The sequence below is a fragment of the Nocardia amikacinitolerans genome, from assembly GCF_900215415.1.
Lineage (GTDB): Bacteria > Actinomycetota > Actinomycetes > Mycobacteriales > Mycobacteriaceae > Nocardia > Nocardia amikacinitolerans.
Genome location: NZ_OBEG01000007.1, coordinates 298612 through 317530 on the forward strand (window position 1 = coordinate 298612; position 18919 = coordinate 317530).

The 18919-nt window shown below is 68.0% G+C and carries 18 protein-coding genes and 2 tRNA genes; 14 read left to right on the forward strand and 6 right to left on the reverse strand.

Annotated elements, in window-relative coordinates:
* Nucleotides 1-50 precede the first annotated feature (50 nt).
* A complete protein-coding gene (locus tag CRP45_RS28875; RefSeq protein ID WP_067791289.1) occupies nt 51-242 on the reverse strand; it encodes a hypothetical protein in 192 nt (63 codons plus the stop codon).
* A 181-nt stretch (nt 243-423) separates the two neighbouring features.
* Between CRP45_RS28875 and CRP45_RS28880 the strand changes: the two genes are divergently transcribed.
* From CRP45_RS28880 to CRP45_RS28900, 6 genes are all read left to right on the forward strand, one after another.
* Nucleotides 424-1257, forward strand: a complete 834-nt coding sequence (locus CRP45_RS28880; RefSeq protein ID WP_097247835.1) for an alpha/beta fold hydrolase — start codon at nt 424-426, stop codon at nt 1255-1257.
* 152 nt (nt 1258-1409) lie between these two features.
* Nucleotides 1410-1652, forward strand: a complete 243-nt coding sequence (locus CRP45_RS28885) for an MbtH family protein (protein ID WP_011207082.1) — start codon at nt 1410-1412, stop codon at nt 1650-1652.
* Between the two features lie 111 nt (nt 1653-1763).
* A tRNA-Thr gene (locus tag CRP45_RS28890) sits at nt 1764-1835 on the forward strand.
* 58 nt (nt 1836-1893) lie between these two features.
* Nucleotides 1894-1965, forward strand: a tRNA-His gene (locus CRP45_RS34065).
* 340 nt (nt 1966-2305) lie between these two features.
* Nucleotides 2306-2980, forward strand: coding sequence for a hypothetical protein (locus CRP45_RS28895; protein ID WP_067791294.1), 675 nt, complete (start codon nt 2306-2308; stop codon nt 2978-2980).
* 37 nt (nt 2981-3017) lie between these two features.
* Nucleotides 3018-4076 (forward strand): XRE family transcriptional regulator, encoded by a 1059-nt coding sequence (locus CRP45_RS28900; RefSeq protein WP_342747048.1) that lies wholly within the window; start codon nt 3018-3020, stop codon nt 4074-4076.
* Between the two features lie 61 nt (nt 4077-4137).
* Here CRP45_RS28900 and CRP45_RS28905 read toward each other — a convergent pair whose 3' ends face one another.
* The 3 genes from CRP45_RS28905 to CRP45_RS28915 all read right to left on the reverse strand — a co-directional run bounded on the left by CRP45_RS28905 (nt 4138) and on the right by CRP45_RS28915 (nt 7285).
* Nucleotides 4138-5877: a glycoside hydrolase domain-containing protein gene (locus CRP45_RS28905; protein ID WP_245910535.1), complete on the reverse strand. Its 1740-nt coding sequence runs from the start codon at nt 5875-5877 to the stop codon at nt 4138-4140.
* 573 nt (nt 5878-6450) lie between these two features.
* Nucleotides 6451-6876 carry an HIT family protein gene (locus CRP45_RS28910; RefSeq protein WP_097247837.1) on the reverse strand — a complete coding sequence of 142 codons (426 nt, stop codon included), beginning with the start codon at nt 6874-6876 and terminating at the stop codon, nt 6451-6453.
* A 31-nt stretch (nt 6877-6907) separates the two neighbouring features.
* Complete coding sequence (locus CRP45_RS28915; RefSeq protein ID WP_067791298.1) at nt 6908-7285, reverse strand: PH domain-containing protein; 378 nt, start codon at nt 7283-7285, stop codon at nt 6908-6910.
* A 225-nt stretch (nt 7286-7510) separates the two neighbouring features.
* On the opposite strand from CRP45_RS28915, the gene purD reads away from it, so the two are divergent.
* Nucleotides 7511-8788, forward strand: coding sequence for a phosphoribosylamine--glycine ligase (gene purD / locus CRP45_RS28920; RefSeq protein ID WP_097247906.1), 1278 nt, complete (start codon nt 7511-7513; stop codon nt 8786-8788).
* Between the two features lie 121 nt (nt 8789-8909).
* Here the strand turns inward: purD and CRP45_RS28925 are convergent, their stop codons facing one another.
* Nucleotides 8910-9869, reverse strand: coding sequence for a M23 family metallopeptidase (locus CRP45_RS28925; RefSeq protein ID WP_097247838.1), 960 nt, complete (start codon nt 9867-9869; stop codon nt 8910-8912).
* A gap of 128 nt (nt 9870-9997) precedes the next feature.
* Here CRP45_RS28925 and CRP45_RS28930 point away from each other — a divergent pair, with 128 nt between their 5' ends.
* The 5 genes from CRP45_RS28930 (at nt 9998) to CRP45_RS28950 (ending at nt 15143) form a co-directional block, all read left to right on the forward strand.
* Nucleotides 9998-11167, forward strand: a complete 1170-nt coding sequence (locus CRP45_RS28930; protein WP_179831046.1) for a pyridoxal phosphate-dependent aminotransferase — start codon at nt 9998-10000, stop codon at nt 11165-11167.
* A gap of 129 nt (nt 11168-11296) precedes the next feature.
* Nucleotides 11297-11935 (forward strand): TetR/AcrR family transcriptional regulator, encoded by a 639-nt coding sequence (locus CRP45_RS28935; protein WP_067791303.1) that lies wholly within the window; start codon nt 11297-11299, stop codon nt 11933-11935.
* Nucleotides 11936-11941: 6 nt separating this feature from the next.
* Nucleotides 11942-13363, forward strand: coding sequence for an adenylosuccinate lyase (purB, locus tag CRP45_RS28940; RefSeq protein WP_097247840.1), 1422 nt, complete (start codon nt 11942-11944; stop codon nt 13361-13363).
* A gap of 250 nt (nt 13364-13613) precedes the next feature.
* On the forward strand, nt 13614-14048 hold the full coding sequence (locus tag CRP45_RS28945; RefSeq protein WP_097247841.1) for an HIT family protein: 435 nt from the start codon (nt 13614-13616) through the stop codon (nt 14046-14048).
* 135 nt (nt 14049-14183) lie between these two features.
* The gene (locus CRP45_RS28950; RefSeq protein WP_097247842.1) at nt 14184-15143 is read left to right on the forward strand and encodes an alpha/beta hydrolase; all 960 of its coding nucleotides are present in this window, start codon (nt 14184-14186) and stop codon (nt 15141-15143) included.
* Between the two features lie 15 nt (nt 15144-15158).
* Here the strand turns inward: CRP45_RS28950 and CRP45_RS28955 are convergent, their stop codons facing one another.
* Nucleotides 15159-16247 (reverse strand): alkene reductase, encoded by a 1089-nt coding sequence (locus CRP45_RS28955; protein ID WP_097247843.1) that lies wholly within the window; start codon nt 16245-16247, stop codon nt 15159-15161.
* 54 nt (nt 16248-16301) lie between these two features.
* On the opposite strand from CRP45_RS28955, the gene CRP45_RS28960 reads away from it, so the two are divergent.
* Together CRP45_RS28960 and CRP45_RS28965 are read left to right on the forward strand one after the other, a co-directional pair.
* Nucleotides 16302-16709: a MerR family transcriptional regulator gene (locus CRP45_RS28960; RefSeq protein WP_067791315.1), complete on the forward strand. Its 408-nt coding sequence runs from the start codon at nt 16302-16304 to the stop codon at nt 16707-16709.
* Between the two features lie 10 nt (nt 16710-16719).
* Complete coding sequence (locus tag CRP45_RS28965; RefSeq protein ID WP_097247907.1) at nt 16720-18870, forward strand: S9 family peptidase; 2151 nt, start codon at nt 16720-16722, stop codon at nt 18868-18870.
* Nucleotides 18871-18919 lie beyond the last annotated feature (49 nt).

Genomic DNA, 18919 nt, shown 5'->3' on the forward strand with positions numbered 1-18919 from the left:
GTTGATCTGTCGAGTCGACGGCGCCGTTGTCGTCGAGCGAGGGTCGGGCGTTACTCGCCGCGTCCGCTGGGGCCGATGCCGAGCATCGACAGCAGCATCCGGCATTCGTCGGCGTCCTCGGCGTAGGCCGCGACGACCCGCTGCGCCTGACGTGCGGTCTCGTCGGCGAGTGGTTCCAGTTCGTCGTCCGCGATATCGTTCGCGCTGCCCTTCGCGGCCATCTTCTTGTCCTCCCGGCTCATTACGCTCGTGCGTACGAATAGTCAATGGTAAGCGACCCCGGCCCCCGAGGTCTCGGAGCCGCTTCACGGTATGGAACGGCGCCGCCGCACCAGTATCCCGCTTATCTCGAGTGCCTGGTGCACCCTCACCCCCTTGCCTATACCGTGGGGCGCAGCATAAACCACACGAAAGGGTCCACAGATGCCGCTGGCGACGGTGAACGGAATTTCCCTCAACTACCAGGTCAAGGGTGACCGGGCGAAGGGCACCGACGTCAAGGGCGGCGGTCCGCTCGTCGTGATGATCATGGGCACCGGCAGCCCAGGCCGGGTCTGGGAGCTGCACCAGGTGCCCGCGCTGGTCGCCGCCGGATACCGGGTCTGCACCTTCGACAACCGCGGCATCGCGCCGTCCTTCGAGGCGGCTTCCGGCATGACCATCGACGACCTGGTCGCCGACACCGCGGGCCTCATCGAACTGCTCGACGAGGGTCCCGCGCTGGTCGTCGGCACCTCGATGGGCGCGCGCGTCGCGCAGGAACTCGCGCTCGCCCGTCCCGACCTGGTGCGCAAGGCCGTCTTCATGGCCGGGCACGGACGGCTCGACCAGTTCCAGAAGACGCTCTCCCTCGGCGAACACGATCTCGACGCCAGCGGCGTGAAACTGCCGCCGAAGTACGAGGCCGCGGTGACCGCCGTGATGAACCTCTCGCCCGCCACCATGGCCAACACCAACTCCGCGCGCGACTGGCTGGACCTGTTCGAATTCACCGGCGGACCGGTCACCCCCGGCATCCGCGCCCAGCGCAAGATGGACCACGATTTCGACCGGGTGCAGGCCTACCGCGCGATCTCGGTGCCGTGCCTCGGCGTCGGATTCGCCGACGACCGGATGATTCCCCCGTACCTCACCAGGGAGGTGGCCGACGCCATCCCCGGCGCCCGCTACCAGGAGATCCCCGACGCCGGGCACTTCGGCTACCTGGAGCGGCCGGAGGCGGTCAACAAGATCCTCCTGGATTTCTTCGCGGCCTGAGGTAACCACCTACACGTAACGTCTCCCTTGCTAGGGTCGACACAACGCTCGGGGAGTTCTTCCGGTGTACGACTCGTGATCAGCACGGTCGCCGCGCCGGACGGACCCTGGAGCAGATCCCGTACACAGCGCCAGTATCCAGTGAGGTGAAATTGAGCACCAACCCCTTCGATGACGAAGACGGCCGCTTCTTCGTCCTGGTCAACGACGAGGAACAGCATTCCCTGTGGCCCGCGTTCGCCGAGGTTCCGGCCGGATGGCGAGTCGTGTTCGGTGAGGACAGCCGCGCTGCCTGCGTCGAGTACGTCGAGAAGAACTGGACGGATATGCGTCCGAAGAGTCTGCGCGATGCGATGGCCGCCGACGACGCGGCCCGGCAGGGCGCCCAGTCCTGAACCGCGGTATCCGATACTGCGCCGGGACATCTCGTTGAGCCGCCACCGCGTGACACCGTAAAGCCGGTGTCACGCGGCGGGCGAGCCCGGCTATGATTGGCACCGCTTCTCGCCTCCTTAGCTCAGTGGTAGAGCACTCGCCTTGTAAGCGAAAGGTCGTCAGTTCAATCCTGACAGGGGGCTCGTAGTCCCGAAGGGCGCTCGGTTTCGTACCGGGCGCCCTTTGTGCGTCCGCTTCGCGGCCGAGCTCAGTGGTAGAGGCTCTGTCGTTTGTGTAAGCGAAAGGTCGTCAGTTCAATCCTGACAGGGGGCTCGTAGTCCCGAAGGGCGCTCGGTTTCGTACCGGGCGCCCTTTGTGCGTCCGCTTCGCGGCCGAGCTCAGTGGAGGAGCCCTGCCGGTCCTTGCGGCTCCGGTGCATGACGGTTCAGCATCGACCCGACCGCCGAGGTCTCGCCCATGCTGCCCCCGGCAGGGCGTTCTGGGGATCGCTCGCTGAGAACCGCAGTGCACGAGCTATTTTCACCATTCGCTTCTGGCTCCGCTGTTCTCACGTGATTCGCCGATCATGCTTCGTGTGTGTGCTAACCTGCCCGTGACCTGGTGATTGACCGGTTTTCAACAGAAAATTGAGGCGTACCGGAGGTGTCAGCGCATGAGCAGGCCACTGCCGATTCAGCATCCGATCGTCATCGAGCCCCCGGACGCGGCCGCGTACCTCAGTCACATGGGTATCGCAGTTCCGGATGTTCTCGACGCCGTCGAGGCGGGCGAGACCTGGGCGGGAAACATGACCCGGCATCATCCGGTGACCGCCGCAGGTCTCATCCGGTGGATCTATGTTGTCGGTACATTGCGTGAGCGTCTGGCCGGGACGAACCTGTGGATCGGCGACGATCCGCAGAATCGGCCGATTTCCCAGCGGATCGGTCAGCCGTACACCTTGTCCACCGTCGGGGGTAACGAGGTCACCGGCATCGCCGACCACCCGAGGGGCCCCTTCGCCGCGCGCCGCAAAGGGAGAGCCACCGCCGAAGCGGTCAATGGCACCGCGCCGCTCATCACTGTCGAATCACTGCGGGCGGGCGTCGTGGACCGCGACGGCGATGGCAGGACCAGGCCACCTCACGGTGGGTGGTTTCTCCTGTACCACCGCGCCGAGGAGTCGGTGCGGATGGAAATCTCGCTGCCGCTAGGCTTCGAGGACGGTCAATTCACAGGTTGGAGAGTGCGGGTCATCCTCGATGAATGGAGGCCGGAAATTGTCAGCGCCACGCCGCGCGATATCGGAGGGCAGGACGTCGACTTCCAAGTCGTCGAAGTCGGCTGAGGCGTACCTCGAACCGGACCGAGTCCGGATCGCACGTATGCGTCGAGGAATGACGAAAGTCGAGCTGGCACGAGAACTTTCGGTCATCCCTCGCACGATCGCTCGATATGAAGCAGGTGAGGCGCCGCGGGAAATTGCCGCGGCGCTCGCAGCAACGCTGGATTTTCCGGCCGGGTACTTCGCTCGTGGTGGAGCACCGGCATTCGATTCGACCGAGGTTCGCTTCCGCGCCGCGCGGCGAGCAACTGCGCGCGAACGTGATGCGGCGGTCGCGGCCGGGGTTGCCGGTATGGAGATCGACCGCTGGATCTCCGCGCGGTTCGTGCTGCCTGAGGTATCGCTGCCCTCGTTGGCGGGCAACGACCCGAAAACGGCCGCTCAGTTGCTGCGAGGCTTCTGGGGCCTTGGGACCAAGCCGCTGCCGAATCTTGTGCAGCTCTGTGAATCTCGCGGGGTTCGCGTCTACAGCCTGCCGCCGTTGGCCGATGCGGTCGATGCGTATTCGATGTGGCGATCCGATATCCCGTACGTGTTCCTGGCGCGTCGCAAATCTCCAGAACGGATACGGTTCGACTTGGCCCACGAGATCGGGCATCTCGTTTTGCACGATGGCGAACCCTGCGCGACAGCCGCCGTCGAACGTGAAGCCGACGCCTTCGCCTCGGAATTCCTCATGCCTGCGGCAAGTATCATCGAATACCTTGCACCGACCCCCTCGGTCGACGACATACTCCAGGTGCGCGACCAGTTCAAGGTGTCCGCCATGGCCTTGGCCTTCGCTGCGCACAAGGCCGGTCGCATCAGCGACTGGATCTACCGTCAGATATGCATCGAGCTCTCCACGCGGGGGTTCCGATCATCCGAACCCGGTGGGATGCCGAACTACGAGATGTCCCGAGTTTTCCCGCAGGTGCTGAGCCGGTCCAACACCAAGAAGGTGACCGCCCGGATCATCGCCGACGAACTCGACCTGCCATTGGGCGATGTTCACGCACTGACATTCGGCACCGAACTGCGGGCCGCGCAGGAGACCGAGGTCACCAGCGACGGGAACCGCAGCCGACCGACCGGCCGATACCGCCTGCGGGCGGTCTGACCGCGCGATCCTGCGAAGCTGCACGCACCGCCCCGGTGTGCGGCGCGTGCTCTGCGCTATCTCAATCGCGGTCGGGGAGGGGCATGTCCGGGCCGTCGGTGCCGAGTAGGGCGACGGTGTTGCGGCGGCCGGGCCAGTAGATGGTTCCGTGTTCGAAGCGCTGGTAGGCGCCGCCGTCGAAGGGTTGTTCGTCGGCGACGGGCCAGCCGAGTGGGCCGTTTTCGAAACCGGAGCGGTTCCAGCGGTCGCGGATCGCGCCGTGGACCCAGACCGGCGGGCGGTCGGTGCCGTAGCGGAGGTAGAGGGCGCCGCCCTGGAAGCCTTGGACTTCGCCGACGCGGGTGCCCGCGGCGTCGGTGAGGATGGTCAGGTCGGTGATCGGCCAGCCGAGCGGGCCTGTCTCCCAGCCGAGTTCGGCGAACTTCTCGAACAACCGCGTGGGTATGGCGTGCGCGCCGGTATTCGGATGCCAATACACCTGGCCGTTCTCGAATTCGGCGCGGCGGCCGACGCCGTCCGGCGTCGGGATCTCGCCCGGGGTGATCCGCCTGCCGAGCCACGGCGCGGCGGCGGCCGCGTCGTTGATGGCGTTGCCCTGGCCGGGCGGGGGTCCGCCGCCCGCGTACTCGTTGACGAAGGTTTCCAGCCGGTCCCAGATGAAGTTGTAGCCCACGTCGGTGTGCGTGCCGATACCCAGTTCCTCGGTGACGTACTTGTGGTCCGAGATGCCCTCGCCGCGCCAGTACGGCGGCGGGATGACGACCGGTTCGAAGTCGTACTTGCGCGCGTCCTGCACCGCGAGCCACGCGGCGATCCGGACATCGTCCTCGCGTTCCAGCCACTGCGCCCTGCTCCACCCGGCGCGGGAGCCGGCGAAGCACAGGTTGATCGTGAACGGGTTGGCGTCGAGCACGCTCCAGCTTGCGTAGTCGGTGTCGACGACGTCGCACACGATGCCGTCGCGCACGGTGTAGTGGTAGGAGACACCGTTCGCGGTGTTGTTCAGGTAGTTCGCCAGCGACTCCGCGGTGCCGTTGCCTTCCTGCGTGTGCAGCAGGAAGTTGGTGACGCGCGCGCCGTGGCGGCTGCTGCGCGAGTTGCCCATCCGGTCGAGTTCGACGTACTCGGGTTTGGCCACCGGCCTCGGCGCGCGGTCGATCGACCACTGCCCGTAGTCAGCGGCGTAGATGTCGTTCACGTCGACGGATGTGCCGTCGATCTTCGGACCTGGCGTCGACGGGGTGTCGACGATGCGCTGATAGAGCGAAATCCCCTCGGCGATATCGCCTTCCGACCACGCTTTGGTCTGCCAGGCCCAGTACCGCCCCGGCGTGGTCGACCGCCCGACGACGCCGTCACGAATCGCCCACAGGCACACCTCGTCGTGGCCGTAGACGCCGGTCCACTCCTGGCCGATGGCGTTGTTCACGCCGCGAAAGAAGTGCACCGCCTTGGTGTTCCAGGTGTGCTCGTCGATGTCCTCGTCGACGGCGAAGTAGATCGGGCAGTAGCCGGGCCCGCCCGCGGCGAAGTGTCGTTCTCTGGCCTCGTGGCCCATCCGGGCGCCGCCCTCGAAGCCGAGGGTGTAGTCGGAAGGAGCATCGGGATTGCCGGGTTTGCCGTACTGCCAGATCGAGACGATGTCGAGGCCCGCGGCGCGGATGCGGTCGGCGTACTCGCGGGTGAGCGGTTTCGCCCCGAAGTTCGAGCCGGGACGCGAGGTCGAGACGTAGGCGAGCACCGCGACGTGCCCGGCGTCTCGGATGGCTCGCGGGTCGATCTGGCGTGCTGCGTAATCCACTGCTGTGACCATCGTTGCCCTCCAGGGCGATTGGAAATCCGGATCGTGCGGAAGCGCGCGGCGGATCGACCGGTGTGCGCAAGCCGATCTGCCGCGAGGTGCGTGGATCGCCAGGGCATCGCCGCTTCAGCGCGGCGTCGAGCGTGCCTGTGTCACGGAGGGCTACCGCCGAGCGGCGGCCGAGCGATGCGCGCGGACATGTGAAAGTGCGAGAGGGGAGGGCACCTTCGGCGCGGCGTCAAGGGCGCCCTGCGGGATGCGCCGGACCGACGGTCGATAGTCGGTCGGTGGCGAGGGGTCTTCCGCGACGCGGGAGAAGATTCCGGAGAAGCCGCAATGCTGTTGCCGGAGCGGGGAACTGCTCGTGGTTATCGCCCATGACACCACTCGTTTCGTGCGGAGCTGCAACGTCTGAACGCCGTCTTCTAGCAACGGTACGGTTATCCGTCCAGTGTAGAGCAGTGCGGCTGCGGGACAGAGCAGTTCGTTGAACAGTCATGAAACCGGAATAGGGCGCTCGGTTTCGAAGCCGAGCGCCCTGGGTCGTTGTGGGCGAGCGTCGCGCCGACCGCCTCAGTCCGGCACGTTGGCCCCGTGGCCCAGATCCCGCAGCGCCTGCTTGATCTTGGCCTGCGCCTCGTCCAGCGACTCGGGCGACGGGTTCGGGTCCGCGCCGGAGATATCGAAATCGCCGAGGCTGTAGGCCGGGAAGACGTGCACGTGCAGGTGCGGCACCTCGAGGCCCGCGATGAGCAGACCGGCCCGCGGCGCGTCGAACGCGGCGCGCACCGCCTTGCCGATCTGCTGCGCGACGCCGTTGAGCCGCGCGAAGGTCTCGGCGTCGATGTCCTGCCAGTGGTCGATTTCCTTGCGCGGCACCACCAGCGTGTGGCCTTGGGTGACCGGCGCGATGGTCAGGAAGGCGACGAATTCGTCGTCCTGCCATACGAATCGACCAGGGATCTGACCTGCGATGATCGCACTGAAGACGGAAGCCATATCCGCAGCGTAGTCCGCGGACGGCCGCGCGCTACACCGCCACGAAGTGCGACAGGATGCCCTGCACCTCGTAGATGTCGACCTGCCGGTTGAACCGCTTCTGCACCGGCTCGTGCGTGCCCGCGATCCAGATGACGAGCTCGGCGTCCAGATCGAAGGTGCCCGCCGTCTCCACCGCGAAGTGCGTGATCGAACGGTAGGGGATGCTGTGGTAGCTCACCTTCCTGCCGGACAGGCCCTGCTTGTCCACCAAGATCAGCCTGCGGTTGGTGAACAGGAGGGCGTCGCGCACCAGCAGGTAGGCGGAGTAGATCTGCTCGCCGTTGCCGAGCAGCTTCGCGTACTCCTGCTGTGCCTGGCCGGGATCTATGCGCCCGGCGTTGCCCATCAGTCCGTCGATCAGACCCATGATCTGTACGTCCTTCGCGGTGGGAAGAGGCGGTTCGGCGGATGGTCCGAACCCTCCCCACCCATGATCCACGCGACACGGTCGCGAGGGGTGAAAGGCGACAATCGAATTCGCGATCGGACGGCGAGCGGTTGCCGAACGCTGGGCGAACGGCCGCCGAACGCGAGCCGACCAGAAGGCCGATGCCCGACGAGGCGGGTAGTCGCTTCACCTAAGCTGTTGGCCGTGCGCGTACTCGTCATCGGTTCCGGAGCCCGTGAACATGCCCTCGTCCTCAGCCTGCGCCGCGACCCCGCGGTGAGCGCGCTCTACGCCGCGCCGGGCAACGCGGGCATCGCGCAGCACGCGCAGGTGCGTCCGGTGGACCCGTCCTCGGCCGAGGCGGTCGTCGCGCTGGCCACCGAGCTGGCCGCCGACCTCGTGGTGATCGGGCCCGAGGTGCCGCTGGTGCTCGGCGTCGCCGACGCGGTGCGCGCGGCAGGTATCGCCTGCTTCGGCCCGTCGGCCGCGGCTGCCAGGATCGAGGGTTCCAAGGCCTTCGCCAAGGACGTGATGACGGCGGCCGGCGTGCGGACCGCGCACAGCGAGGTCGTCGACAACCCCGCCGAGCTGGACGCGGCGCTGGATCGTTTCGGACCCACCTGGGTCGTCAAGGACGACGGTCTCGCCGCGGGCAAGGGCGTCGTGGTGACCGCCGACCGGCTCGCGGCCCGCGATCACGGCGCCGAGCTGCTCGAACAGGGGCACCCGGTGCTGCTGGAGTCGTTCCTCGACGGGCCGGAGGTCTCGCTGTTCTGCCTGGTCGACGGCGAGACCGTGGTGCCGCTGCTGCCCGCGCAGGATCACAAGCGCGTCGGCGACGGCGACACCGGCCCGAACACGGGCGGCATGGGCGCGTACACGCCGCTGCCCTGGCTGCCCGAGGAGACCGCCACCGCCATCGTCGAGGACGTGGTGAAGCCGGTCGCCGCCGAGATGGTGCGCCGCGGCTGCCCGTTCTCCGGTCTGCTCTACGCCGGTCTGGCGATCGGCGCAGCCGGGCCCGCGGTGGTCGAATTCAATTGCCGCTTCGGCGATCCCGAGACCCAGGCGGTGCTGGCCCTGCTGGAGAGCCCGCTCGGCGAGCTGCTGAACGCCACAGCCACCGGCACCCTCGCCGAGGTCGCTCCGCCGCGCTGGCGAAACGGTTCGGCCGTCACCGTGGTTGTCGCCGCCGAGAACTACCCGGGCCGTCCGCGTCTCGGTGACGTGATCACCGGTGTCGGCGAAGGCGCGCCCGACGACGCGGCCGTGCTGCACGCCGGGACCGCGCAGCGCGAAGACGGCGCGCTGGTCTCCTCGGGCGGGCGCGTGCTGAGCGTCGTCGGCGTCGGCGCCGACCTCGCCGATGCTCGCGCCAAGGCCTACGACCGCATCGCCTCGATCAAACTCCCCGGCAGCCACTACCGCACCGATATCGGCCTCGCCGCCGTCGAGAACCGGATCGCAGTCCCCAACCGATAAGTCGAGGCCCGCCACCCAGGCACACCCGGCGAAGGTTCCTGCACCACAGATCTTTCACACGCTTCACATAGGCACCGACTGTGTGAAGCGTGCGAAAGGTCTGTGAGCTTCGGGCCGTTAGTCAGAAGTTGAGCCCGTGCAGGGCGAGCCAGGCGCGCGGGTCGACGTGGCGGCCGCCGACGATCACTTCGAAGTGCAGGTGCGGGCCGGTGGAGTCGCCGCGGTTGCCCATGCGGGCGATCTGCATGCCCGCCGGGACGCGTTCGCCGACGGAGACGAAGAAGTCGTACATGTGCCCGTAGACGGTGATCGAGCCGTCGTCGTGGCGGATGCGCACCCACAGGCCGAAACCCTGGGCCGGGCCCGCGTCGATCACGGTGCCGTTGGCGACGGCGTAGATCGGGGTGCCGATGGGTGCGGCGATGTCGATGCCGTTGTGGAAAGTGCCCCAGCGCGAACCGAATCCGGAGGTGAAGGTGCCGCGGGTCGGCAGAACGAAACCGCCGGCGCCGGGCAGGATCGAGCCGGGCGGCAGCGGTGCGGTGCCACCCATCCAGGGCTGCCATTCGCCCGCGGCGGCCGCGGCGGCTTCGGCCTTGGCTCGCTCCAGAGTCGCTCGCGCCGCGGCGGCGACAACGGCCTGTTCGCGGCGCCGCTCGCCGCTTGCGATGGCGTTGAGATAGCGGCGCACCGAGGGCGGCGTCGATTGCATTTCCTGGGGGTGGGCGAAGAACACCCGCATGGCTTCGTCCGGGCCCGGGTCGCGGTGGCTGACGCCCCAGTCGAACGGTGTGTCGGCACCGGCGAGCACCAGCGTCGCGGCCAGACCGGCGATCAGCACCCGATGCTTGCGCAGCAGCGCCCGATAGTCCTGCCGCTTCTGTTCGGTCCACAGTTCCCGCAGGTCGGGTCTGGGGCGGCGACGCAGTTCGGCGAATTCGGTGCGGGCGCGGCGGAGTAGGCGGCGCGGGTCGCGATCGGACCGCTCCCGCACCTTGGCACGCCAATCCGGCGGAATGACGCCGATGCCACCCACTCCGCGTACCCGATCGAGCCCCGCGCGGCGAGCCTTTTCAAGCATTACGCCGACCTTAGCGGTGCGCGCGGGCCGCAAGCGCGGATGTGGGCAGGTGTCGGCCGAGAAAGCTCTTCGACGAAAGCCGAGCGTTGGCGACCTGCCGCCGAGCCCGAGGGTCTACCGTCTGTCGGGTGTCAGGAGAATCTCGCCGGTCGACCATTCCACCTTTCTACGTGATGGATGTCTGGAAAGCCGCCGCGGAGCGCGCCCGAACCCACGGCGACGTGCTCGTGCTCGCGGCCGGTCAGCCCTCGACGCCCGCCCCCGCCCCGGTGCTGCGCGCGACCAAAGCCGCGATCGACGCCGAATTGCTCGGCTACACAGAGACTTTCGGCATCCTGCAGCTGCGCGAGGCGATCGCCGAGCACCACATGGACACCTACGGCTACCACGTGGACCCCGACGAGGTGGTGGTGACGACCGGGTCGTCCGGCGCGTTCACCCTGATCTTCCTCGCCGCCTTCGACGCGGGCGACACCGTAGTGGTGGCCCGGCCCGGCTACCCGGCCTACCGCAACACGCTCACCGCCCTGGGTTGCCGGGTGGTCGAATTGGACTGCGGCCCCGAGACCCGCTTCCAGCCGACCGTCGCCATGCTCGAAGCGCTGCCCGAGCCGCCCGCCGGTCTGGTCGTCGCCAGCCCGGCCAACCCCACCGGCACCATGATCACCCCGGCCGAACTCGCCGCACTCGCCCGCTGGTGCGACACGCACGGGACGTTGCTGATCTCCGATGAGATCTATCACGGCATCACCTACGAGACCCCGGGCTCGGCGGCGCAGACTTCCTCCGCGTGGGAGACCTCTCGCGAATCCGTGGTTATCGGCTCGGTGTCCAAGTACTTCTCGATGACCGGCTGGCGGCTCGGCTGGATGCTCGCGCCGAGCAGGCTGCGGCCCGCGCTGCAACGGCTGGCCTCCAACATGACGGTGTGCCCGCCCGCCATCTCCCAGTACGCGGCGCTGCACGCCTTCGGCGCGGAGGCCAAAACCGAGCTCGACGGCCACGTCCAGCGTTACGCGGTGAACCGGCGGCTGCTCCTGGACGGCCTGCCGAGGCTGGGCATCACCGATCTGGCGCCCGCCGACGGCGCGTTCTACGCCTACGCCTACATCGGTCACCTGACCGACGATTCGCGCAAGTGGTGCGCCGAAGTGCTCGAGCACACCGGAGTGGCCTTGGCGCCCGGCATCGACTTCGACACCGTGGCCGGGCATCGCACCGTTCGCTTCTCGTTTGCGGGCGCAACCGCGGATATCGAAGCGGCGCTGCTCCGGCTCGGCTACTATCTGGGCGCCTGAACCTCAAGTCCGACAACAAGTTTCCACAGTTCGGCACCGGGAACGCCCAGATGAGGTAAAACAACGATTGCTGGCTTTCGACTCTCGATTTCGCACGGATGAACTGATGACGACTGGCACGATGGCACGGTGATAACCGCGACGACCCCGAAAGGCGAACGGCGTCGCCAGGCTCTGGTAGCGGCCGCCGCCGAGTTGTTACTCGAAGGCGGATTCGATGCGGTGCGGCATCGCTCGGTTGCCACGCGCGCGGATCTACCGCTCGCCTCGACCACGTACTACTTCGAGTCCCTGGAAGACCTGATCGCCCGCGCGGTCGAGTTCAGTGGGAACGCGGAGCTGGACGCGATGCGCCGCAGGGTCGGCGAGGTGAGTCACCGCCGCCGCGGCGCCGAGGCGACCGTCGACCTGGTGCTCGACCTGTTGGTCGGCTCCGACGGACCCGACGAGGGCGCGCGCGGTCAGCTGATCGCCCGCTACGAGCGTTCGGTGGCCTCGGCGCGACATCCCGAACTACGCGAGGTCCAGCTACGGCTGCGCGCGCAGCTCGACGAGCTGCTCGCCGACGTGCTGCGGCGCTCGGACCGCATGGTGCGGCCCGAACAGCTACGCAGGTTGGTCGCGGTGGTGGACGGCGCGGTGGTCGCGGCGCTGAGCGAAAGCAACCCGGAACCCCGGCGGATGGCGCGCGGCGCGCTGCTCGAGGTGATCGATATCGTCGCCCCGGCGACGCCGCAGCAAGCGGACAGGTTCCGAGCACTAGACTGACCAGACGTGAGTCTCGTCCCGAATGTCCTCGCCACCCGTTACGCCAGTCCCGAACTGGTGCACCTGTGGTCGCCGGAGCACAAGATCGTGCTGGAACGGCGGCTGTGGCTGGAGGTGCTGCGGGCACAGTCGGAGCTCGGCATCGACATCCCGGCCGGGGTCATCGCCGACTACGAGCGGGTGATCGACCACGTCGACCTCGCCTCCATCGCCGAGCGCGAGCGGGTCACCCGCCACGACGTGAAGGCGCGCATCGAGGAGTTCAACGCGCTGGCCGGGCACGAGCACGTGCACAAGGGCATGACCAGCCGCGACCTCACCGAGAACGTCGAGCAGCTGCAGATCCGGCTCTCGCTCGAGCACGTGCACGCGCACGGCGTCGCCATCGCGGCGCGGCTGGCCGAGCGGGCCGCCGAGTACCAGACGCTGGTGATGGCGGGTCGTTCGCACAACGTGGCGGCGCAGGCCACCACGCTCGGCAAGCGTTTCGCCTCGGCCGCCGACGAGCTGCTGATCGCGCTGACCCGGCTGCGCGAGCTCATCGACCGCTACCCGCTGCGCGGCATCAAGGGGCCGATGGGCACCGCGCAGGACATGCTCGACCTGCTCGGTGGCGACTCGGCCAAGCTGGCAACGCTGGAACAGCAGGTCGCCCGGCATCTCGGTTTCGCGACGGTGTTCACCAGCGTCGGCCAGGTGTATCCGCGCTCGCTGGATCACGACGTGCTCTCCGCGCTGGTGCAGGTTGGCGCGGGACCGTCGTCGTTCGCGCACACCATTCGCCTGATGGCGGGACACGAGCTGGTCACCGAGGGCTTCCAGCCCGGGCAGGTGGGCAGCTCGGCCATGCCGCACAAGATGAACACCCGGTCCTGCGAACGCGTCAACGGTCTGCAGGTGGTGCTGCGCGGGTACGCCTCGATGGCCGCCGAGCTGTCGGGCGCGCAGTGGAACGAAGGCGACGTGTTCTGTTCCGTGGTGCGCCGAGTCGCGCTGCCGGACGCGTTCTTCGCCATCGACGGCATGATGGAAACGTTCCTCACCGTGCTCGCCGAATTCGGCGCGTACCCGGCCGTCATCTCCCGCGAGCTCGATCGCTACCTGCCGTTCCTCGCCACCACCCGCATCCTGATGGCGGCGGTGCGCGCGGGCGTCGGCCGGGAGACCGCGCACGAGGTCATCAAGGAGCACGCCGTCGCCGTCGCCCTCGCCATGCGCGAACAGGGCCGCGAGCCCGACCTGCTCGACCGCCTCGCCGCCGACCACCGCCTGCCCCTGGACCGCCCGGCCCTCGACACCGCCCTCGCCGACAAGTCCGCCTTCATCGGCGCCGCGGGCGCCCAAACCGCCGACGTCATCGCCCAGGTCCAAAAACTCGTCGACACCTACCCCGAAGCCGCCCGCTACACCCCCTCCCCGATCCTGTAGGGGCCGCGGGCTCTCCTGGAACGCGAAACCCGGCTGCCCACCGTCCGGAGAAGAGCCGGGTTCACGCGGAACTCGGGTGCTGGTCGTCCGGCCAGGACCCGGGTCCACTTCCCCTGGCTAGTGCCGGGGCTGGCTCGATTCAACTGCATCGTCGCGCCGGGGCCAAGGCAATTTCTGGGCACTGCAGGCGGGCATCCTGTTCGATGCGGGCCAGGGTGGGTGTGGGCGGTGGGGCGGTTAGGGTGCGGGGATGGATCCGTACTCGATTTTCGCCGACATCATTGCCGGGCGGGCGCCGGCTTCCAAGGTGTACGAGGACGACGATGTCGTCGCGTTCATGGACATTCGGCCGATGACGCCTGGGCACTTGCTTGTGGTGCCGCGGGTGGCGGCGCGGTGTTTGGCGGAGTTGGATCCGGTGATCGGGGGCAAGCTGTTTCAGGTGGGGCAGCGGCTGGCGGGAGCGCTGCGGGCGAGTGAGGTGGGGTGTGACGCGGTCAATTTCTTTCTCGCCGACGGCGTGACGGCGGGGCAGGAGGTGTTTCACGTGCACCTGCATGTCATTCCGCGCACGCCGGGTGACGGGTTCGGTCTGCGTGGGCGGCCGACCACCCCGCCCCGCGCCGACTTGGACTATCTCGCAGGCTCCATCCGCGGGGCACTGGAGCGCGCCGGAGGTGTGTGACCGATGGGGTCGCCGTGAAATCCATTACGTACTGGGCAGTTTGCTGTAAAAGAGCCGAGATCTTGGATCCCTTCCGCAACTCCATGGACTGAGTTACGTTGTATCCCAGTTTCACGCGGTGATGGAGGGTGGGACGTGCGGCGTACCAGAGTTGCTGTTGCAGTGCTTGCCAGCGCGATCGCCATGCTCGGGCTGCTGGTCGCCGCACAAGCCCCCGCCTCCGCCGCCCAGATCGTGCGGATCGATTCCCTGAGCCCGACCCGTTCCTCGGTCTTCATCGATTCCCCGGCCATGGGCCGAACGGTTCAGGTTCAAGTGCTGCACCCGGCGGGCGGCCGCGCCAGGCCCGCCTATTACCTGCTGGACGGGCTCGACCCCGGCGTCGGCCAGAGCACTTGGACCAACGCGACCGACGCCGAGGCGTTCTTCCGCGGCAAGAACGTCAATGTGGTGTTGCCCGTGGGCGGCCAGGCCAGCTACTACACGGACTGGCAGCAGGACGACCCGCGCTTCGGCCGCTACAAGTGGGAGACCTTCCTGACCCGCGAACTGCCGCCGCTCATCGACGAGAACTTCGACGGCAACGGCGTCAACGCGATCGGCGGACTCTCCATGGGCGGCACCGCGGCCTTCATCCTTGCTGCCCGCCACCCGCACCTGTACCGCGCGATCGCGGGTTACAGCGCCTGCCCGGACACCGGGTTGGCCACGGGCGGCGTCATGTTCTCGATCGCCAACCGCGGCGGCAACCCGATCAATATGTGGGGCGCGCCGGGCACCAGCGCGTGGGCCGAGCACGACCCCTCGTTGCTGGCGGAACGGCTGCGCGGCAAGACGATCTATCTGTCCACCGGCACCGGCGTCCCCGGTCCGCACGAGACGGAGATCAAGCCGCAGCTCGCCGAGAACATCTTCCTCGGCGGCCCTGTCGAGGTGGGGATCAACACCTGCGTGATCACCTTCGAGCAGCGCCTGCGCAGCTTGGCCATTCCGGCCCGCATCGATTACAGCCCGGTCGGCACCCACTCCTGGTCCTACTGGCAGGACACTCTGCACGCCTCGTGGCCAACCATCGGCTCGGCCATCGGCGCCTGACCCGGCGCTGCCCACCTACGCCCGGGACAACGCGCTCTCCGACCAGGCCGGATAGTCGGTGTAGCCCTTCGCGCCCCGCCCGTAGAGGCCCTCCTCGCGAATCGGGTTCAGCGGCAGATCGCGCGCGATCCGTTCGACCAGATCGGGATTGGCGAGGAACGCCCGCCCGAACGAGACGAGATCTGCTGTGCCGGCCCGCAATACGGCTTCCGCTTCCGCGGCGGTGGTCGGCTCGCGGTTCTCGCCGATGTTCGCGATCAGCGTGCCGCGCCAGCGCGGGCGCAGATCGGTCAGCGCCGGGTAGTCGTGGTTGTCGATGAGGTGCAGGTAGGCCAGCTCACGACGATCCAACTCGGACACCAGCTTTCGGTACAGCGGCGCCGGATCGGCCTCGTACATGTTGAACTGCGGATTGCCCGGCGAGAGCCGAATGGCGGTGCGGCGCGATCCGATCGCCTCGGCCACCGCGTCGACGATGGCCAGCGGCGCCCGCATCCGGTTGTCGATCGAACCGCCGTATTCGTCCGTGCGCCGGTTGGTGTTGTCGGCGAGGAACTGGTGGATCAGATAGCTGTTGGCGCCGTGGATTTCGACGCCGTCGAAGCCCGCGGCGATCGCGTTGCGTGCGGCGGCCGCGTACTGGCCGATCACCGCGGCGATGTCGGCGTGACTCAACTCTCGCGGTCTGATCGGATCGGCTTTGCCGCCTTCGATCAGATGTACCCGGTCGGGATCGAGCACCGGGGAAGGTCCGGCGGGCCAGGATCCGTCGATGCGACCGCGCGGATGGTTCTTGCGTCCGCCGTGCATCAGCTGCGCGAAGATCCGCCCGCCCTCCGCGTGCACCGCGTCGGTGACCCGCCGCCATGCGCTGACGTGGGCTTCGGTTTGCAGGCCGGGCGCCCACGCCTCGCTCTGGCCGGTCGAATGCGGCCAGATGCCTTCGGTGATGATCAACCCGGCGGTGGCGCGCTGCGCGTAGTAGTCGACGACGTCGGGTGTGGGGGAGCCGTCCGGTAGCGAACGCAGGCGGGTCATCGGGGACATGACGATCCGGTTCGGCAGGGCGAGTTCGTGGTCGCGGTAAGGCGTCAGAAGTTGCATAGGAGGTACGCTAGAAGCTGACATCAATGTCAGGTCAAGAGCTCGAGGAGTGACGTGCGCATCGGTGAACTGTCCGAGCGAACCGGGGTGAGCGTCCGGTCGCTGCGGTACTACGAGGACAAGGGCATGCTGGCCGCCGCCCGCAGTTCCGGCGGGCAGCGCGAGTATCCGGAGGTGGCCGTCGAGCGGGTGCACCGGATCCAGGAGATGTTCGCGGCGGGGCTGACCAGCGACACCATCGCCGAACTGCTCCCGTGCATCCACGACACCGACGGCTCACCCAGCGCCGAGGCCACCCCGTTCCTGGTGGAGAAGCTGACGGAGGAGCGGGCCAGGATCGACCGCGCGCTGCGCGATCTGCACCGCACCTGCGAGGTGCTCGACGGCGTCATCCGCGCGGCGGGCGGCGAGGCGCCGCCCGCGGAGTTCCATCGCGCGGGGGATTCGACGACCCGCAAGTAGGGTGGACCGCATGTCTGTCGAAAGTGCGGTGGCGGCCCCGATCGCCAAGACGGTGCCGACCGAGCGGGTCCATCACGGCGACGTCTTCGTCGACGAGTACGAGTGGCTGCGGGACAAGGAGGATCCCGAGGTCATCTCCCACCTCCAGGCCGAGAACGCCTACACCGAGGCGCAGACCGCGCACCTGCAGGACCTGCGCGAGAAGATCTTCGAGGAGATCAAGTCGCGCACCCAGGAGACCGACCTCTCGGTGCCCACTCGGATGGGCGAGTTCTGGTACTACTCGCGCAGCTACGAGGGCAAGCAGTACGGCGTGCACTGCCGCTGCCCCATCGATGCGCAGGCCGAGGGCATCGACGCGTGGACTCCGCCGCGACTCGAGGTCGACACCGAGATCCCCGGCGAACAGGTGCTGCTGGACAGCAACGAGCTGGCCGCGGGCCACGCCTACTTCGCCCTCGGCGCGTTCTCGGTGAGCCACGACGGCAACCTGCTTGCCTACTCGGTCGACACCGTCGGCGACGAGCGCTACACCCTGCGCTTCAAGGACCTGCGCACCGGCGAATCGCTCGCCGACGAGATCACCGGTACCGCGCCGGGCGCGACCTGGTCGCTGGACGGCAGCCACGTCTTCTATCAGACGGTCGACGAGTCCTGGCGCCCCGACACCGTGTGGCGGCACCGGCTCGGCACCGCGACCGAGGACGACGTAAAGGTCTTCCACGAGCCCGACGAGCGCTACTGGGTGAGCATCGGCTCGACCCGCTCCGAGAAATACCTGATGATCTGGGTCGGCTCCAAGATCACCACCGAGGGCTGGGTGCTCGAATCCGACAACCCCGAGGGCGATTTCCGGATCATCATGCCGCGGCGCGAGGGTGTCGAATACTCGGCCGAGCACGCCGTGATCGGCGGCGAGGACCGCTTCCTCATCCTGCACAACGACGTCGTGGACGGGGTCAAGGCCGAGAACTTCGTGCTTGCCGAGGCGCCGGTCGCCGACCCGTCGAACCTGACACTGCTCATCGGCCACCGCGACGACGTGCGGCTCGAGGACGTCGACGCGTTCGCCGATCACCTGGTGCTCAGCTACCGCCGCGAGGCGCTGACCAGGGTCGCGGTCTGGCCGCTCACCGAGTCCGGCTACGGCGAGCGGCGCGAACTCGAGTTCGATCTGGAGCTCTTCGCTGTCGGCTCCGGCGCGAACCCGGAGTGGGCCCAGCCGACCCTGCGCATCGGCCTGACCTCGTTCATCACCCCGATGCAGGTGTTCGACTACGTGCCTGCCACCGGCGCGCTGCTGCTGCGCAAGGAGCAGCCGGTGCTCGGCGGCTACGACGCGAACGACTATGAGCAGCACCGGGATTGGGCGGTCGCCGACGACGGCACCCGGATCCCGATCTCGCTGGTGTGGAAGAAGGGCGCGGTCGCCGAGGGCGAGCCGAAGCCGCTGCTGCTCTACGGCTACGGCTCCTACGAGGCCAGCATGGACCCGTCCTTCTCGGTCGCGCGGCTCTCGCTGCTCGATCGCGGCATGGTGTTCGCGGTCGCGCACGTGCGCGGCGGCGGCGAGATGGGCAGGCTCTGGTACGAGAACGGCAAGACGCTCACCAAGAAGAACACCTTCACCGACTTCGTCGCCTGCGCGCGGCACCTGATCGACACCGGAAGGACCGCGCCCGATCGGCTGGTCGCCGACGGCGGCAGCGCGGGCGGTCTGCTGATGGGCGCCGTGGCGAACCTCGCGCCGGAGCTGTTCAAGGGCATTCTCGCCAACGTGCCGTTCGTCGACCCGCTGACCTCGATCCTGGACCCGTCGCTGCCGCTCACCGTCATCGAGTGGGACGAGTGGGGTAACCCGTTGGCGGACAAGGACGTCTACGAGTACATGAAGTCCTATTCGCCGTACGAGAACGTCGAGGCCAAGGACTATCCGGCGATCCTCGCCGTCACCAGCCTCAACGACACCAGGGTGCTCTACGTCGAACCCGCCAAGTGGGTGGCCAAGCTGCGCGCGACCAAGACCGGCGACGCGCCGCTGCTGCTCAAGACGGAGATGAGCGCGGGCCACGGCGGCGTCAGCGGACGATACGAGAAGTGGAAGGAAGTGGCGTTCGAGCACGCGTGGGTGCTCGACACGGTGGGACTCGCCGAGAGGTAACGCCGGGGGCATAGCCGGTCGCCGACGGTGCTTCGGTTGTTCGTCCCCT

What these genes read in the sequence shown, in the direction of transcription:
- CRP45_RS28965 (WP_097247907.1), top strand. Translation starts at nt 16,720, where the DNA reads ATGTCTGTCGAAAGTGCGGTGGCGGCCCCGATCGCCAAGACGGTGCCG.
- CRP45_RS28900 (WP_342747048.1), top strand. Translation starts at nt 3,018, where the DNA reads ATGCGTCGAGGAATGACGAAAGTCGAGCTGGCACGAGAACTTTCGGTC.
- CRP45_RS28925 (WP_097247838.1), bottom strand. Translation starts at nt 9,869, where the DNA reads ATGCTTGAAAAGGCTCGCCGCGCGGGGCTCGATCGGGTACGCGGAGTG.
- CRP45_RS28880 (WP_097247835.1), top strand. Translation starts at nt 424, where the DNA reads ATGCCGCTGGCGACGGTGAACGGAATTTCCCTCAACTACCAGGTCAAG.
- CRP45_RS28955 (WP_097247843.1), bottom strand. Translation starts at nt 16,247, where the DNA reads ATGCAACTTCTGACGCCTTACCGCGACCACGAACTCGCCCTGCCGAAC.
- CRP45_RS28945 (WP_097247841.1), top strand. Translation starts at nt 13,614, where the DNA reads ATGGATCCGTACTCGATTTTCGCCGACATCATTGCCGGGCGGGCGCCG.
- CRP45_RS28875 (WP_067791289.1), bottom strand. Translation starts at nt 242, where the DNA reads ATGAGCCGGGAGGACAAGAAGATGGCCGCGAAGGGCAGCGCGAACGAT.
- CRP45_RS28895 (WP_067791294.1), top strand. Translation starts at nt 2,306, where the DNA reads ATGAGCAGGCCACTGCCGATTCAGCATCCGATCGTCATCGAGCCCCCG.
- CRP45_RS28915 (WP_067791298.1), bottom strand. Translation starts at nt 7,285, where the DNA reads ATGGGTCTGATCGACGGACTGATGGGCAACGCCGGGCGCATAGATCCC.
- CRP45_RS28910 (WP_097247837.1), bottom strand. Translation starts at nt 6,876, where the DNA reads ATGGCTTCCGTCTTCAGTGCGATCATCGCAGGTCAGATCCCTGGTCGA.